Raw genomic sequence first — 15928 nt, 5'->3', positions numbered from 1 at the left:
GCTACCCTTGCAGCAAGGGCTTTTTTTCTTGAAAATGGTGCATAATACGGCTTAAACGCGCGGCGCCGCCAGAGGACGGCGACAGCCATTTCACCTTGCTTTAACCAATGTATGCTATTATACTAATTGTCGAAAATGGACAACATCATAGAGAGCGAGGGAAAAGTCATGAGAGGCGATGAGTCGGATTTGCCTATTGTATCGATCGTCATGCCCTGCTATAACGAGGAAGAAGCGCTGCCGGAAACGGTGCGGCAAATGTCCTTGCTGCTGGAGCGATTGGTGAAGGAGAGAAGGGTATCCGAGCACAGCAAAATGCTGCTTGTAGACGATGGCAGCCGCGATAAAACGTGGTCGCTTATTGATTCCTTTCACCGGAGCAACCGTTTTGTGAGCGGGCTGAAGCTTTCCCGGAACGTCGGGCATCAGCGGGCACTTCTTGCGGGCTTGTTGACAGCGAAGGAATATGCGGATTGCATTATTTCCATCGATGCCGATTTGCAGGACGATATTACGGTGATCGACCAGTTTATTGAGAAGTACAAGCAGGGCTATGAGGTCGTGTACGGCGTGCGCAACAAGCGGACGACCGATACGATGTTCAAAAAGTTCAGCGCGCAGTTTTTCTACAAATTAATGATTAAGCTTGGCGTAAATGTCGTTTATAATCATGCGGATTACCGGATGATGAGCAAGAAGATCGTTGATAAGCTGGAGGAGTACCAGGAGGTCAATCTATTCCTGCGTGGCATTATTCCTACCATCGGCTTCAAATCCGACAGTGTGTATTACGATCGTCTGGAGCGAACCGCCGGCGAATCGAAATACCCGTTGAAAAAAATGCTTATCTTCGCATGGGAGGGCATTACCTCCTTCAGCGTATCTCCTATCCGCGCAGTGTCGGTTGTCGGCTTTTTTATGTCGGTCATGAGCCTAGTGTTCGCCCTTTATGTATTCGTCAGGCATTTGCAGGGCAACACGGTATCCGGCTGGAGCTCGATGATTCTTTCGATTTGGTTCATTGGCGGCATTCAGCTGCTGTGTATTGGACTCATTGGCGAATATATCGGCAAAATTTACATCGAAACGAAGAAACGCCCGAAATACTTCGTGGAAACCGTGCTGCATAACGTTGTGCCAGCGGAAACGAAAACGAAAACGCAGCAATTACAAGAGACGAGGTGACGAATGGAATCGCTGCTGCTTAAAGCTAAATCTAATACGCAAGTTTTGATCTTTCTGCTCTCCTTGTTTGTCATCACGAGAATATTGCTTTATTTTGCAGGCTTTCTTGGCATGAATCTGTTTCCGAACTATCAAATTCCGCCAGACTATACGGTCGTGCAGGGGCATGATTTCACTTCGAGCCAACTCTCGATCCAGACGGATATTTCACAGCTGAAGAAGCCGAGCTTTGAGGATCTAAGAAAATTTGACAGCGTATGGTACTTGGGAATTGTTGAAAATGGCTACGATACGTATAACATCAACGAACCGCATCCTAGTGCAAATTGGGTGTTTTTCCCTCTATACCCTTTGTTAGTCTTTTTGGTGGAGTCTATTTCTAAATACGATGCAACAGTCGTGGGATCGGTTTTATCGAATTTGTTTTTGCTCGTATCGCTTTTTTATTTTTATGGCATTTGTTTAAAAAGAGGGCTGAAACAGGAGCACGCCCAAGTCGCGGTGCTGCTGCTGCTTGTTTTTCCGACCGCCATCTTCTATGCCGTGCCTTATACAGAGAGCCTGTTCCTCATGCTGTCGCTAATGACCGTCTATTATGCGATGCAAAAACGATATTTTCTCGCGTTTCTGTTCGGGGGCTTGTCCGCTGTGACGCGCAATCTGGGCTTCGTCAACTTGTTTTTCGTTGTGGGGACGCTGTTGATTGAACACAGGCTGTACCGCTTCAAGTGGAAGGACACGAAGTATTTAGGCTATGCAGTCATTTCCGCGCTGCCGCTAGCCGGGTATCTGTTGTACATGAAATGGCTTACTGGCGATATGCTGGCTCCGATTACTGAGCAAAGCATTAACTGGTATCGCAAGACGGTTGCTCCATTTTCGAACTATATTCATTTTATCCAAAAGCCATATTTCTCAGGAAATGGCGGATGGGAAAATGGCCTGCTTGCCTTTATTATCGCGAATGCCGTCCTCGTCATTTTTGCTGTTTTTCTTATTATGCGCTGGAAAGATATTCGCCGTAATGCTCATGAATGGCTGTTTTTTGCCTATGGTTTGCTGCTTATGCTCATTCCGTTCGCCAGCGCCGAATTTTTGCAGAGCATTCCACGTTATGTCATGGTCGCGTTCCCCTTCTATATTTATTTTGCGGATGTGCTGAAAAATAATAAGGCGCTGCAAATGTTTTACTTCATGATGTTTTTCCTGCTTCATATTGTGTATGCGATTTGCTACTTTAATGGATATTTTTTCGTTGTATAAATTTATGAAAAAATAAATTGACGAAATTTGCGCTTAAGGTGTACAATAGCACCATATTACTTTAGCTCGTACTTTATACCTAGGTCGTTTAACGAAAAGGCAAACTCAGGGAAACCTGATGTGCGCAAAGCTACAGGGGCTTCATTCCTAACGGAATATGCTCGCCAGCTACCGAATTCAACATCGATTCTTCCTTTATTAATCAAGGTAGACTTTGTTCTTTCGGGAGCAGGGACTATCTTTTTTTTATTGCTTACAAGCACGAAAAGGCAAACTCAGGGAAACCTGATGTGCGCAAAGCTATAGGGGCTTCATCCTTTAACAGGATATGCTCGCCAGCTGCCGAAGCCCGACATAGCCTCCTTTGCCTGATGAAGGTGTGGCGTGTTCTTCGGACCACGTACCATCATTCGCTCGGGGGAGGAACTTACTATGAAAACTACAAAATTCGCACTTACACTCCTTATGCTCGCTTCGACATTACTATGGGCACTCCCTGCTAGCGCACAAACGAGCTTTTACAACGGAGCATGGATCGGCACTTGGCCGAACCAAAGCTTGAACAACATCGCTGCCTACGAGCAACTAATCGGTGGACACCAGGATGTTGTACATACTTTTGTCAATTCGAACCAAGGGATTAATGAATGGAAGGGCTTTATGGACTATGTAAATAATAATGGTTCGATTAACCTACTTACCCTTGAGTTTAAAAATAAAAATTACAAAGAATATTCGACCGCTGATATTAATAGAGGCGTAGTAGACGCTTACCTGAAACAAACGGCTAAACAACTGGTTAACTGGCAAGCAGCTAACAAGAACCCGGAAATTTGGCTTCGCATTTTCCACGAAGGCAATGGCAACTGGTACGGCTGGGGCGTTGGCGACAGCACAGTTAACACAAACGAGACTTACAAAGCGGCATTCCAACGTGTCGTTACGATTTTCAGAGAGCAAGGCGCAACGAACGTGAAATTCATGTACAACGTAAACGCTGAAAATGTTGGCAAAAACGCATCGTTTACAGCTATGTACCCAGGTGATGCTTACGTAGACCTGCTTTCGATCGATGGCTACAACTTTGGAACGAAAGAATCGTGGAGCTCGTGGAGAAGCTTTAACGACGTGTTCTACGCTTCGTACAAAGCGCTGACAAGCATTTCGAGCAAGCCGATCATTATCGCTGAAACAGGCACAACCGAAAGCGGCGGCAGCAAAAACGAATGGGTTATTGATGCGATGAATCAAGTGCAATCGCCAGCTTACAGCCAAATTAAAGGCTTGATCTGGTTCAACGAGAACAAAGAGCTGGACTGGCATATCGATTCGTCGGCTGATAGCCTGAGCGCTTACCAAACGCTGCAAAAAACGCTTTAATAGAGTGGTAGACTGGGCTAGTAGTTTAATCCTGGTGTCAACTCTTTCAAACACTGGCTGGTATAGTACTAAATAGGTATTCTGAAAAAACTCTAATTTCGCGCAAACCGCGTAAAATTAGAGTTTTTTCGCTTTTTTTCTACACATTTGCCAAGAAGATTACGATGTTAAAAAGAAAAATTAACTTTTAAAGGGGCAAAGATTGTGATAAGATAACTTTGAATTTGAGCCTTAGCCGCCAAAAATATCATATTTCCGGCCGATTTAACAAATATCGACAGCGAAAATAGACAGTATAGTCAATCCATGTTGTAGATTAGTCAGAAAAGGAATGGAATTATGGCGAATAAATAGAGCGCAAAGGATTGGGGTTATTTGAAAACAAAAGCTAGGTACATATTAACAACAGTATCCATTGCTATCATGATCGTGTATCTAGTATGGAGACTTGTACAAACACTCCCATCTGGCTGGTCATTAATTTTTGGATCGTTGTTACTATTTTTTGAAATCATTTCTATTTTTCAATCCGTTTTATTCCACATTCTTCTGCTGAAACCCACTGAAAGAAAGCCTGCGCCATTACCTGACAACCTTTATTCCGTGGATGTTACAATCGCTACCTACAATGAGCCACCATCCTTGGTTAGAAAAACTATCCTTGCTTGTAAAAACTTGAATTATCCGGAGCATTTGTTAAATATTTGGGTGTGTGATGACGGAAAACGAGCGGAAATGAGAGAATTAGCCGAAGGCTTAGGCGTTCATTATCTCGATCGTCCAGGAAATGAGCATGCTAAAGCGGGTAATTTGAATCATGCGCTGACGAAGATGAAGGGCGATTTGCTCCTTACTTTGGATGCAGACATGATGCCAAAACCGGATTTTTTACAGCGAACGGTAGGTTTTTTTGCAGAGAATGAGAAGCTTGCTTACGTACAAACGCCCCAAGTTTTTTACAATGAAGATATTTTCCAATACAACTACTACCAAGGGCGTAACATTCCGAACGAGCAGGATATGTTCATGCGGCTTATTCAGTCGGGAAGAGACCGTTTTAATGCTGTTATTTATGTGGGCAGCAACTGCATTTTCCGGCGAAGCGCCATTGACCATATCGGCGGCTTCGTTATTGGTACGATCACGGAGGATTTGGCTACAGGGATGAAGCTTCAATCCAATGGGTTTGAATCTTATTGCCTGAATGAGGTGCTGGCACTTGGCCTAACGTCTGAGTCCATATCTGATCAGATTAAACAGCGGGCCCGCTGGGCGAGGGGCACGATACAAACGACGAGGATGTCCAATCCGCTTGAGGCAAAGGGCTTGTCGTTGATGCAGCGGCTGCTGTATTTCTCCAACCTGCTGTACTGGTACTTTGGCGTTACACGCTTTATGTACATACTGTCACCAATGCTATTCTTGACCTTTGGCGTGGCTATTCTTGAAACAAGCTTGCAACAACTGCTTATCTTCTGGCTGCCATATTTCTTGTTCTCGGTTACGGTAGTGCCTTATTTAACGAATAAGAAGCTCAATGTGTTCTGGAACAACGTTTACGAGACGGCCATGACGCCAACGCTATTCCTCGCAGCCCTTCAGGAAACAATCTTCCGCAAGGCTATTCCCTTTGAAGTGACGCCGAAAGGCATTTATCAGAACAAAACATCTATTAATTATCGCTATATGATGCCATTGTTTGTTCTGCTTGTGCTGTCAATTGTACTGTTGGGTTTAAATGTGGGGCGTATTGCGGGTGCAGGGGAAAATGAATTGCAGCCGATGCTTATTAATTTATTTTGGCTTGGTTATAACGGAGTATTTCTCCTTCTCGCTCTGTTGCTTGGCTTTGAGCGCCCGCGCATGCGGGAGGCGGAGCGCTTCGCCAAGGAGCTGCCGCTCACGCTTCGATATATGGAAGATGAAGAGCTGAAGATGGCAAGCGTCAGGACACTGGATATTAGCGAGACGGGCTGCCGTATTTATACGGACGCGATTTTGCCGCTTCCAGAGCGCATGGAGCTGGATATTCCGTTGTCTCAGGACGCTATACGCGTAGCTGCCGAGAAAATATTTTATGATAAGCATGGCTCCGGATTCCAGGTGGGCTTCAAGCTTCATTGGAACAACATTGATGAGGAGCGCAAATGGCTGGCTGAAGTATATGGCAATGCAGATGATTTCGTTAAGGGCATTTTCCAGGCGGGCGTATGGACTTCTGTGACCAGTTATCTTTCTAATTTCAAGTACACCTATAAATCGATAAATCGCAAGTCCCCGAGAGTTAGGCTGAAGCGGCGCGCTTCGATCGTAGTCGATCAAGAAGACCGCTACCGGACACAGCTGCTTGATATTAGCTACACGGGCTGCCGGATTGAGCTCCCGCAGAAGGCGGCGATGCATGAAGGCAAGAAGGTCAGGCTGCAAATTATCGGCTCGGCGTTCGAGGCAAACGGTCGTCTTATCCGCGTGGGCTGGGCCAAACGCAATAAGATGACAGCGGCCATTGTATTCGATGAAGCTTTTGATTTAAGCCTGCTGCTGGGGGAGTCCAGCAGCATACCGCCAAGCAAGGAGCTGCGTTCTGGCATTGTGCCAGCAGAAGCGAACTCCAAGTCGTAGACAGGCTGAATAGGAATAAACGTCAGGCTATGACGGGCGAATGATTGTTTTGCAAGGGGATGAGAGATTTGGAAATACACAGAATGGTTAAGCTGATCATCCGCAGATTGCCGTTTGTCATTATTCCGGCACTGCTGCTGTCAGTCGCAGTGGGCTATGTGAAAATGCAAAGTCCTCCGTCTTATAAGGCAACGGCTGAAATTGTAATAACCTCACAAGAGACAAGTGACAATTTCACTTCCATTCAAGGCAGTCTCAAGCTGATGGATACGTATAATGTTATTTTGAAAAATCCACTGATTTTGGAGCAGGTAATTGCGGCGCTTGGCCTGCCTTACAGCACAGATCAACTGGCTGCCAAAGTTAGCGCGAAAAGCGTCGAGCTCTCGCAGGTTATCCGAATTACCGTAACCGATGGTGACCGTAAGCAGGCAGCCTCCATTGCCAACACCATCGTTAGTGTGTTCCGCTCGCAAAGCTTGGAGCTGTTCAAAATCAACAACGTAGTTTTATTGCATAAAGCAAGTGCGGAAAAGGCGGTTTATGTGAACCCCAATCCGTTATTTTATATGCTGCTAGCTTTTGTTGGCGGACTGCTTGTCCTGTTGTGCTTATGGCTTCTGCTGCATATGATGTCGCGCAAGCTGCAGACAGCGCCGGAGGTGCAAGCGATATTCGCCGAGGTTCCAATGGAAACGACGAAGCTCGCCAGCCGGACGGAAGCCGCTATTCCGTTCTATGGGGGATGGTTGAAGCGCCGTGCGGCAGAGGAAGCGAAATCGCGTGCCATGCGTTACCGCCATGTGATGGAGAAAAGCGGGAAGCGGACATTGGCCTTTGGAACGCTTGACCGCAAGCATATGAGCGGGAATATTAGCAAGCAGCTGGCGCAGAAGCTGGCTGGGGAAAGCAGAGTCGCATGGGTGAGGTTTAACCCGAACGGCAAGCTGCCAAGTACGGCTTCCGGCAAAAAAGGCTATACGGAATGGTCAATTAGCCCAGGCTTTTATGGCAAAATCAAAACCGCCGGACAGCAATTGGATTTCATCGAGGTATGCGTGGTAGGCGGACGTCTTTCTATGAAAACGTCGGCTGAGGAATTGATGGCACAGCTTCGGGACAGCTACGAAGTTGTAATCTGGGATTTGCCTTCTTATGTTCATTGCTCGGATGCGCAGACGATTGCAGAGCTGGCCGACTGGCATACGCTCGTGATCAAGGAGAACCGGGTACTCGCTCCGGTTGCACAGGAATGGAAAAGCCGTCTTGCGGCAACGGATGTTCAGATAAATAGTATCGTGTTTATTGAAGTGTAATCACTTTTTATCTAACTTGGGAGGGATTTGCGATGAAAGTAACAAAAGCGATTATTCCGGCGGCCGGACTTGGAACGAGGTTTTTGCCAGCAACAAAGGCGATGCCGAAAGAGATGCTCCCTGTCCTGGACAAGCCAACGATTCAATATATTGTAGAAGAGGCCGTTCAATCCGGGATTGAAGAGATTATTATTGTAACGGGTAAAGGCAAACGTTCCATCGAGGACCATTTTGACAATGCGTTTGAGCTGGAAGCGAATCTGCTGAAAAATCAAAAGCTGCATCTGCTTGAGAAGGTGCAGGAAATTTCCAAAGTCGACATTCACTATATTCGTCAAAAAGAACCAAAAGGTCTTGGGCACGCGATTTGGTGCGCACGCAAGTTTATCGGCAATGAGCCTTTCGCCGTGCTGCTTGGTGATGACATCGTTAAAGGCGAGACGCCATGCACGAAGCAGTTGATTGATGCTTTTGAGCAAACGGGCAAATCGGTTATCGGCGTACAGCATGTACCGGATAAAGAAACGGCGCGTTATGGCATCATTGATCCATCTGAGGTGAACGATCGGTTTATTAAAGTGAATAATCTGGTAGAGAAGCCGAAGCTGGGCACAGCACCCTCCAACTTTGCCATTATGGGACGGTATGTGCTGACGCCGGAAGTGTTCAACCTGATTGAGCAGCAAGAGGTTGGAGCTGGCCAGGAAATTCAATTAACCGATGCGCTGCAAAAGCTGAACCAGATCGAGGACGTGCTCGCTTATCTGTTTGAAGGCAGACGTTACGATGTCGGTGAAATTCCGGGCTTTATTTTGACAAATGTAGAGTTCGCGCTCGAACGTCAGGAGTTTTCCGCAGATTTAATTAAATCACTTGAACAGATTTTAAGCCGTGCGAAAAGTGGAGTGAATGCATAATGAAAGTTACGATAATTGGTACAGGCTACGTCGGCCTGGTGAACGGCGCTTGCTTCGCAGAGAAAGGCCATCATGTCATTTGTGCCGACATTAACCAAAACAAAATTGACCAGCTGAATGACGGTCAAATTCCAATCTATGAGCCGGGCCTTGCTGAATTGGTACACGCGAACCGCCAAGCGGGAAGACTTGCCTTCTCAAGCGACGTGGAAGCGGCTATTCAGGCTTCGGATATTATTTATATCGCAGTGGGTACGCCAATGTCGCCAACCGGCGAAGCGGATCTGACTTACGTTGACGGCGTGGCCGAGACGATTGGGAAGTCGCTGAACGGCTATAAAGTCGTCGTGAACAAAAGCACAGTGCCCGTTGGAACGGGCAAGCGGGTAGAGTCGATCATTCGGGGGCATTTAGGCGGAAGAGAGGCAGGCTTTGATGTCGTATCCAATCCGGAATTTTTGCGAGAAGGTACGGCCATTAAGGATTGCATGAATATGGAGCGCGCTGTCATCGGCGCTGAAAGCAAACAGGCGATGCAGTTGATTCGCGAGCTCCATGAACCATTCAACACGACCATTGTCGAGACCAACATTGAAACGGCTGAAATGATTAAATATGCCAGCAATGCCTTCCTCGCGATGAAAATTTCCTTCATAAATGATATTTCCAATATTTGCGAGCGAGTCGGTGCGAATGTCGTCGATTTGTCTTACGGGCTTGGTCTGGATAGCCGCATTGGAAATAAATTTTTAGACGCCGGTATCGGATTTGGCGGTTCTTGCTTTCCGAAGGATACCGAAGCACTCATTTCCATCTCCAAAAATGTCGGGTACGAATTCAAGCTGATTGAATCGGTTATTGCAACGAACAAAAATCAGCCGATCCATTTTGTACAAAAAATCGATACAATTGTAGGTTCTGTCGCAGGCAAAAAAATTGCCGTGCTCGGTCTGGCGTTTAAGCCGGAGACAGATGATATGCGCTCTGCGCCTTCGATTCCGATCATTCGCGAGCTTATCAGCCGCGGTGCTGAAGTGCATGCGTATGATCCGGTAGCAGTTGAACAAGCGAAGCTGGTTATTGGCACGGATGTTGTTTATTCGGATAATCTGCTGCAAACGGTCGACGGCTGCGATGCTTGTGTCATTTTGACCGAATGGCCGCAGGTAGTGAAGATGGATTTGGATGAAGTGAGAAAGCGGCTGAAGCAGCCGATTTTGATCGACGGACGCAACATATTTGATTTGGCAGAGATGGAGAAGCGGCAGTTCGTTTATGCTTCCATCGGTCGCCCGGATATTAACGCTTATGCCAGCCAACTCGGATAATCATGTGTCGGAAGCCGGCTTGACCCGCAGAACCCGCAAGGGTTTTCTGTGGGCATTCACGGGAACCGGATTGCAAAATGTCATCCAGATGGTCGTGCTTGTCGTCCTTGCCCGCTTCGTCGGTGCCGAGGAGTTTGGACTCATTAATATGGCGCTCGTAATCGTCAGCTTCTCGACCTTGTTTGCCAGTATTGGTGTAGGTCCAGCCATTATTCAGCGCAAAGAAATTCACGCGGTCGACTTGCAGGTGTCCTTCTTTATTTCTTCTATGCTTGGCGTTGTAGTGGCAGCGGTACTTTGGCTGTCCTCTGATCTGCTGGCAGTTTTTTTCAAAATGCCGCAGCTTGCCGAAGTGCTGGGCATATTGGCGCTCGTATTTCCGCTCAATGGCGTGGCCATTGTTTCTGAAGCTTTGCTGCAACGGGAGCTGAAGTTCCGTCAGCTATCGCTGTCGCAAATCGTATCTTATACGGCGGGCTACGGCATCGTCGGCATTACGCTCGGCGTGTATGGCTATGGCATTTGGGCGCTGTTAGCAGCGCATTTGGTGCAGACGGCTATCCGTTTTACGATGCTGATTGCCGCACAGCCGCCCCGGTTTCTGCGGGAAAAGACGAGTGGACATGCACAGGCGGCGAAATCGCTGCTGCGATTCGGCGGTGGCGCGACCATCGACAGCCTTAGCAATTATTTAGCGGTCCAAAGCGACAATTTGATCATTGGCCGCGGGCTTGGCGCAGCTGCGCTGGGATTGTACGGCAGAGCCTATCAGTTGGCCGTGCTTCCGGCTACGCTGCTTGGGCAAGTGCTCGATAAAGTGCTGTTTTCGTCGATGTCCAAGCTTCAGGATGATCTTCAGCAGCTCAAAGCCTCTTATATAAGAAGCATTTCTTATACATCCCTGCTTGTTGCTCCTATCAGCGTCATCTGTTATTTGCTAGCTCCCGAGATTGTCGCCGTCGTTCTGGGAAGCGGGTGGACGGAGGTCGTTATTCCATTCCAAATTTTATGCGTGGGCATGTTATTCCGTACAACTTACAAAATCAGCAATTCACTCGTATTGGCTAGAGGGTATGTGTATAAACGGGCTTCACGGCAGGTGCTTTATGTCCTGCTTGTTATCGCGGGCGCAGGGATTGGCATGCGCTGGGGGTTGTCCGGGGCTGCTTTCGGCGTTTTAATTGCCATAAGCTTGCACTACTTCAATATGCTGTACCTGTGTAAAACGATTTTGTCGTGCACGTGGCGGGAGCTGGGGAAGGCACATTTACCTGCGCTGCTTGGCAGTGTGTGGACGCTGATTGGCTTATATGTCATGACGGAGGCGATCAGGCCGCTTGGGATGGTCAGCTTTGTAAATCTTGCAGTGTCAGGCATTTTTGCAATGGTATGGTTTGCAGTTGTTGTGCTGTTGTTCCCTAAAATGATGGTACATACGAGCAGAACGGCGCTCCGCGGCAAAATGCAGCAGTTGCTGGCCAAGGTGCGCAGAAAACGGCAAGCTTAAATTATTCAGGCAGAAGGTGGTTTACGATGGTTCAACATAAGGTGGTTCATATGACAACGGTGCACCATCCGATGGATACCCGCATTTTCCATAAAGAATGCGCCTCGCTCGCCAGTGCGGCCTATGATGTGACGCTGATTGCGACGGATCATCCGGATCTGGACCGAGTAAAACCGGCTTTCAAGCTGATCAAGCTTCGCAAAGCAGCGAACCGCTGGGTTCGTATGACGAAGAACAGCTGGCAGGCTTACCGGCTCGCCAAGCAGCTTGAGGCGGATGTGTACCATTTTCATGATCCCGAGCTGATTTGGGTAGGGTGGCTGCTCAAAAATAAATCCAATCATGTCGTTTACGACATCCACGAGGATTACGAAACGGGTATTCGGCAGAAGAAATATTTGCCGGTTTGGGCTAGAAATACGCTTGCGAGCCTTTATCGCATCGTTGAGAAGCTTTGCATTAACCAGTTCGAAATTGTGCTGGCAGAAAAATATTACCGGGACAAATATTTGCGCGGCGTAGATGTGCTGAACTATCCGATCTTGCAGCCGATGGCGGACAAGCCTGCTGCAAATGCGGAAGCAGAAGCGGGCGGGGCGCAGCAGGATGATGCCATTCATCTGCTGTACACGGGCAATGTCACGCTGGATCGCGGCTCCGAGCTGCATGCTCAGATAGCAAAGCTGGATGAACGCATTCATGTGCATTATGTAGGCAAATGCGCGCAGCCAATTGCAGACCGGGTTGCCGAAGCTGCCGGGGAAGCGGCGGATCGTGTAACGATCGACGGTGTGGAGAAGTTTATCGCCCGCGATGCGATTGACGCTTATTATGCCGAGAGCCGCTGGCTGGCGGGCCTCGCGCTGTTTCCGCCGACTGAGCATTATGCGAAGAAAGAGCTGACGAAGTTTTTTGAGTATATGAATGCGGGGCTGCCGATCATTTGCTCCAATTTCCCAAGCTGGGAGGCGTTCGTAAATCTTCATGGGTGCGGCATTGCGGTTGATCCTAACGATGGGCCGGCGGTGCTGCGAGCGATTAATGAACTTAAGAATGATCCGGCAAAAGCGGCGAGAATGGGACGCAATGGAGCGCGCGCCGTACGCGAAGAGCTGAACTGGGTGCACGAAGAGAACAAGCTGCTTGGTTTCTACTCGCAGCTGCTGACCTAATAGAGTCTACAATTATAGTAAGTTGGTATAGGAGGAGAGAAGAGAGATGTGGAAAAAAAGAATTCCACTCTTGTTATTCGTTGATATGATTACAAGCACGCTCATCACATTAATTTGCTTCGCTTTGATGTATGAAGGCGAAGGAGCGAGCTACTGGCATGCGGTGCTTATTTTTGCGCCAGTCCTGTCGGCATCAACGATTTTATTCATGCTTCGTTACAATTTGTACCAGCGAATATGGAAGTATTCGAGCGTCGGCGAGCTTGTGTCGATTTTCAAAGCGGTCTCGTTAGGCGTTATCGTCAGCGGAATATTGTTTAGCGTTCTGAAGTGGGAGTGGGTGGATCTAGCGCTGCTGCTGTTCGTTTTCCAGTCTTCGCTAATCGTAAAAGGCAGCACGCGCTTCGCGCTGCGTCTCAAAAGCGATACCTACAACAAAAAAGGCACCGGCGACCTCAAAGTATTGATTATCGGCGCAGGCGACTGCGGCTCGATGGTTGCCAAGGAAATTAAGCAAAACAAATACATCAACAACAGCTATCCAGTCGGTTTCATTGATGATGATGAGCAGAAGCGGGGCAACCGTGTAGGCGGACTTCGCGTATTGGGCAATCGTAATGATATTGCCGCCGTTGTAGAGAAGCATGAGATTAACCACATCATTATTGCGCTTCCGGCAGCAAGCAAGAAGGATATTTCCGACATTATCAATCTCTGCAAGGAAACAGGCTGCGAGCTTAAGATTGTGCCGCGGCTGGACGACATTATTCTCGGCAAAGTGACGGCATCATCGATTCGTAATGTCGAAGTAGAAGATTTACTTGGCAGAAGCCCAGTTGCAATCGACCTTGAAGGCATTGCGAATTACGTGGAAGGCAAGGTTGTACTGGTGACAGGAGCGGGCGGTTCTATCGGTTCCGAGCTATGCCGCCAAATTGCGCCGTTTAAGCCAGGCAAGCTGCTGCTGCTCGGTCATGGGGAGAACAGCATCTATCAAATTGATATGGAGCTGGGCAAGACGTTTAAGGAATTGCAGACGGAGGCGATTATCGCTGATGTGCAGGACCGGGAAACGCTGTTCGCGCTGTTTGGCGAATACAGTCCCCAAGTCGTATTCCACGCAGCCGCACATAAGCATGTACCCCTGATGGAGCGCAATCCGAAGCAGGCGGTCATGAACAATATTATGGGTACGAAAAACGTAGCCGAAGCCTGTGATCAGCACGGCGTGGAGCGATTTGTCCTTGTCTCGACGGACAAGGCGGTCAACCCGACGAGCGTCATGGGTGCGACGAAGCGCGTAGCGGAAATTATCGTGCAGTCGATCAGTTTTTACAGCGAAACAAAATTTGCAGCTGTGCGATTCGGCAACGTATTGGGCAGCCGGGGCAGCGTCATACCGCTGTTCAAAGCGCAAATTGCCGAGGGCGGCCCGGTTACCGTAACCGATCCGGAGATGATTCGTTATTTTATGACGATACCGGAAGCTTCCCAGCTGGTCGTGCAAGCAGGCGCCTTCGCCAAGGGCGGCGAGGTGTTCATTCTCGATATGGACAAGCCTGTCAAAATTTACGAGCTGGCCAAAGACTTAATTCGCTTATCCGGCTTCGAGCCGTACCGCGATATTGACATTAAATTCACCGGCCTGCGTCCAGGGGAGAAAATGTATGAGGAGCTGCTGACCGATGCTGAAGGCATGTCGGCTACGCTCAACAACCGTATTTTCATCGGTAAGCCAATGGCGCAGGATATTGAGCCGGTCATGCTGGAGCTTCAGCATTTGGAAGGCATTATCCGTTCGGATTTATCGGAGGTTAAAGCCTTCGTGAAGCGGACGATAACATCCCGCAGCCGCAGCGCCGTATAGCTTTACAGCATAACTTTATGAAGGAAAGAGAGGGTGGTCACTGATGTTAAAACCGAATGCATTTGGGGCCACGCTCTTGCCTGGCGCCAAGCGGAAGTGGGGGGCTTTGGCTGCCCCGTTTGCGCTATTGGCGTCAGGGGAATTTCTGCTGGGCGTATTTTTATTATCCGGCTATATTAAATCGGGCATCTCGTTTCCCGTAGACTTAACCTTTTTTCTAATGGCAGTGACGATGTTTCTTTATTTTGTTCGCCTTATGCAATCCCAAGAGCTGCCGAAGCCGGCGCTAATTCCGTTGCTGCTGTTTGTGCTGCTGATTGGCTACATTTTGTTCAGCTTTTCTTATTCAACAAGCTATTCATTCGCGATTCAGAAAACATCCCGTTTCATGCTGCTGACCGCCTGGTCCTTCATCGGGCCTTTTTTGCTCATTCGTGATAAAAAAGGGCTGGAGCGATTTTTCGTCGGCATTATTGCCGTCTCCTCGCTGATGACCTTTTATTGCCTGCAGATGTTTTTGGAGAAGCTGCAAGCGGGTCAATTCATCGGGCAGATTGAGGTGCTGGGCTCGGATTATCTCTCGCTTGGACGAACGAATGGCATCGCGGTTATCGCCTTGATCGGTTTATATTTATACAATCCGCTGCTGCGGACACCGGCCAAAATTGTCGCCAGCCTGTTTCTGGCGTTGACCTTTCTATCGGTTGCTGTCAGCGGAGCCCGGACGCCGCTTATTACGCTGGTCGGAACGATCGTGCTGATTATGCTCCTGTCTGTGAAAGTGAACCGGGGCAAAATCACCTTCTCCAAAGGAGTAGGCACGCTTTTTTTCATTATTCTGCTGCTCGCTTTGCTCGCAGTACCACTTGTGGCTTCTGGCGTCATGGACACCTTCATTTACCGTATCTCGGTGCTGTTTAACCAGCCGGGAGGCGGGGAGTCGGCGGAAGGCCGGGTGGAGCGTTATGCGGTAGCGTGGCAATTGATACAGGATCATTTTTTCTTCGGTGGCGGTATTGGCAGCTTTACAATCGCATTCGCCCATGAGGACGTTTCGAATTATCCGCATAATATTTTTCTGGAGCTGTGGAGCGAGCTTGGGCTTGCTGGCGTATTGCTGTTTCTGGCGATATTCTGGGGAGCGGTTCGAGCAGCTGCGCACTTTATAGCTGGAAAAATGACAGACCGCTTCACTTTAGTTACTGTTTTCTCGGTAGTGTTCCTATTTCTGAACGCCAATGTGTCCGGTGATTTGAATGAGAACCGATTGTTGTTCTGTTACGTAGCGATAGCTTGGCTGCTGCCCTATGCTACGCTCCAAGAGCGCAAGCCGCTGGATTTATTCAGGAGGTAGGCCGTAAGCCTGCCCGC

General features: G+C 48.4%; 11 protein-coding genes and 2 riboswitches. All 11 genes read left to right on the top strand.

The annotated features are described in order from the left end of the window. Positions 1-168: 168 nt before the first annotated feature. The 11 genes from ABEW34_RS18310 (at position 169) to ABEW34_RS18260 (ending at position 15911) form a co-directional block, all read left to right on the top strand. Entirely contained in the window at positions 169-1185 is a 1017-nt protein-coding gene (locus tag ABEW34_RS18310) for a glycosyltransferase family 2 protein (protein WP_430160581.1), read from the top strand. 3 nt (positions 1186-1188) lie between these two features. Next, positions 1189-2448 (top strand): mannosyltransferase family protein, encoded by a 1260-nt coding sequence (locus tag ABEW34_RS18305; RefSeq protein WP_430160580.1) that lies wholly within the window; start codon positions 1189-1191, stop codon positions 2446-2448. 88 nt (positions 2449-2536) lie between these two features. Beyond that, positions 2537-2624: riboswitch (cyclic di-GMP riboswitch) on the top strand. A gap of 82 nt (positions 2625-2706) precedes the next feature. Next, positions 2707-2795, top strand: a riboswitch (cyclic di-GMP riboswitch). An 85-nt stretch (positions 2796-2880) separates the two neighbouring features. Beyond that, positions 2881-3828, top strand: coding sequence for a glycoside hydrolase family 26 protein (locus ABEW34_RS18300; protein WP_430160579.1), 948 nt, complete (start codon positions 2881-2883; stop codon positions 3826-3828). Positions 3829-4251: 423 nt separating this feature from the next. Further along, the gene (locus ABEW34_RS18295) at positions 4252-6450 is read left to right on the top strand and encodes a glycosyltransferase (RefSeq protein ID WP_430160724.1); all 2199 of its coding nucleotides are present in this window, start codon (positions 4252-4254) and stop codon (positions 6448-6450) included. A gap of 68 nt (positions 6451-6518) precedes the next feature. After that, positions 6519-7766 carry a Wzz/FepE/Etk N-terminal domain-containing protein gene (locus tag ABEW34_RS18290; RefSeq protein ID WP_430160578.1) on the top strand — a complete coding sequence of 416 codons (1248 nt, stop codon included), beginning with the start codon at positions 6519-6521 and terminating at the stop codon, positions 7764-7766. A gap of 32 nt (positions 7767-7798) precedes the next feature. Beyond that, positions 7799-8683 carry a UTP--glucose-1-phosphate uridylyltransferase GalU gene (gene galU / locus ABEW34_RS18285; RefSeq protein WP_430160577.1) on the top strand — a complete coding sequence of 295 codons (885 nt, stop codon included), beginning with the start codon at positions 7799-7801 and terminating at the stop codon, positions 8681-8683. Continuing rightward, complete coding sequence (tuaD, locus tag ABEW34_RS18280) at positions 8683-10011, top strand: UDP-glucose 6-dehydrogenase TuaD (RefSeq protein ID WP_430160576.1); 1329 nt, start codon at positions 8683-8685, stop codon at positions 10009-10011. Before galU ends, tuaD begins: the two co-directional genes overlap by 1 nt. After that, a complete protein-coding gene (locus ABEW34_RS18275; protein WP_430160575.1) occupies positions 9923-11518 on the top strand; it encodes a lipopolysaccharide biosynthesis protein in 1596 nt (531 codons plus the stop codon). The genes tuaD and ABEW34_RS18275 overlap by 89 nt, the downstream gene beginning before the upstream one ends. Positions 11519-11544: 26 nt before the next feature. Further along, positions 11545-12690, top strand: a complete 1146-nt coding sequence (locus ABEW34_RS18270) for a glycosyltransferase (protein WP_430160574.1) — start codon at positions 11545-11547, stop codon at positions 12688-12690. Positions 12691-12736: 46 nt separating this feature from the next. After that, on the top strand, positions 12737-14557 hold the full coding sequence (locus ABEW34_RS18265) for a polysaccharide biosynthesis protein (RefSeq protein ID WP_430160573.1): 1821 nt from the start codon (positions 12737-12739) through the stop codon (positions 14555-14557). Positions 14558-14600: 43 nt separating this feature from the next. Beyond that, positions 14601-15911 (top strand): O-antigen ligase family protein, encoded by a 1311-nt coding sequence (locus ABEW34_RS18260; protein ID WP_430160572.1) that lies wholly within the window; start codon positions 14601-14603, stop codon positions 15909-15911. Positions 15912-15928: the final 17 nt, after the last annotated feature.

Origin of the sequence: Paenibacillus algorifonticola, assembly GCF_050481745.1 — a bacterium.
GTDB classification, from domain to species: Bacteria; Bacillota; Bacilli; order Paenibacillales; family Paenibacillaceae; genus Pristimantibacillus; species Pristimantibacillus algorifonticola_A.
This window is presented reverse-complemented; position numbering and strand designations above follow the sequence as displayed.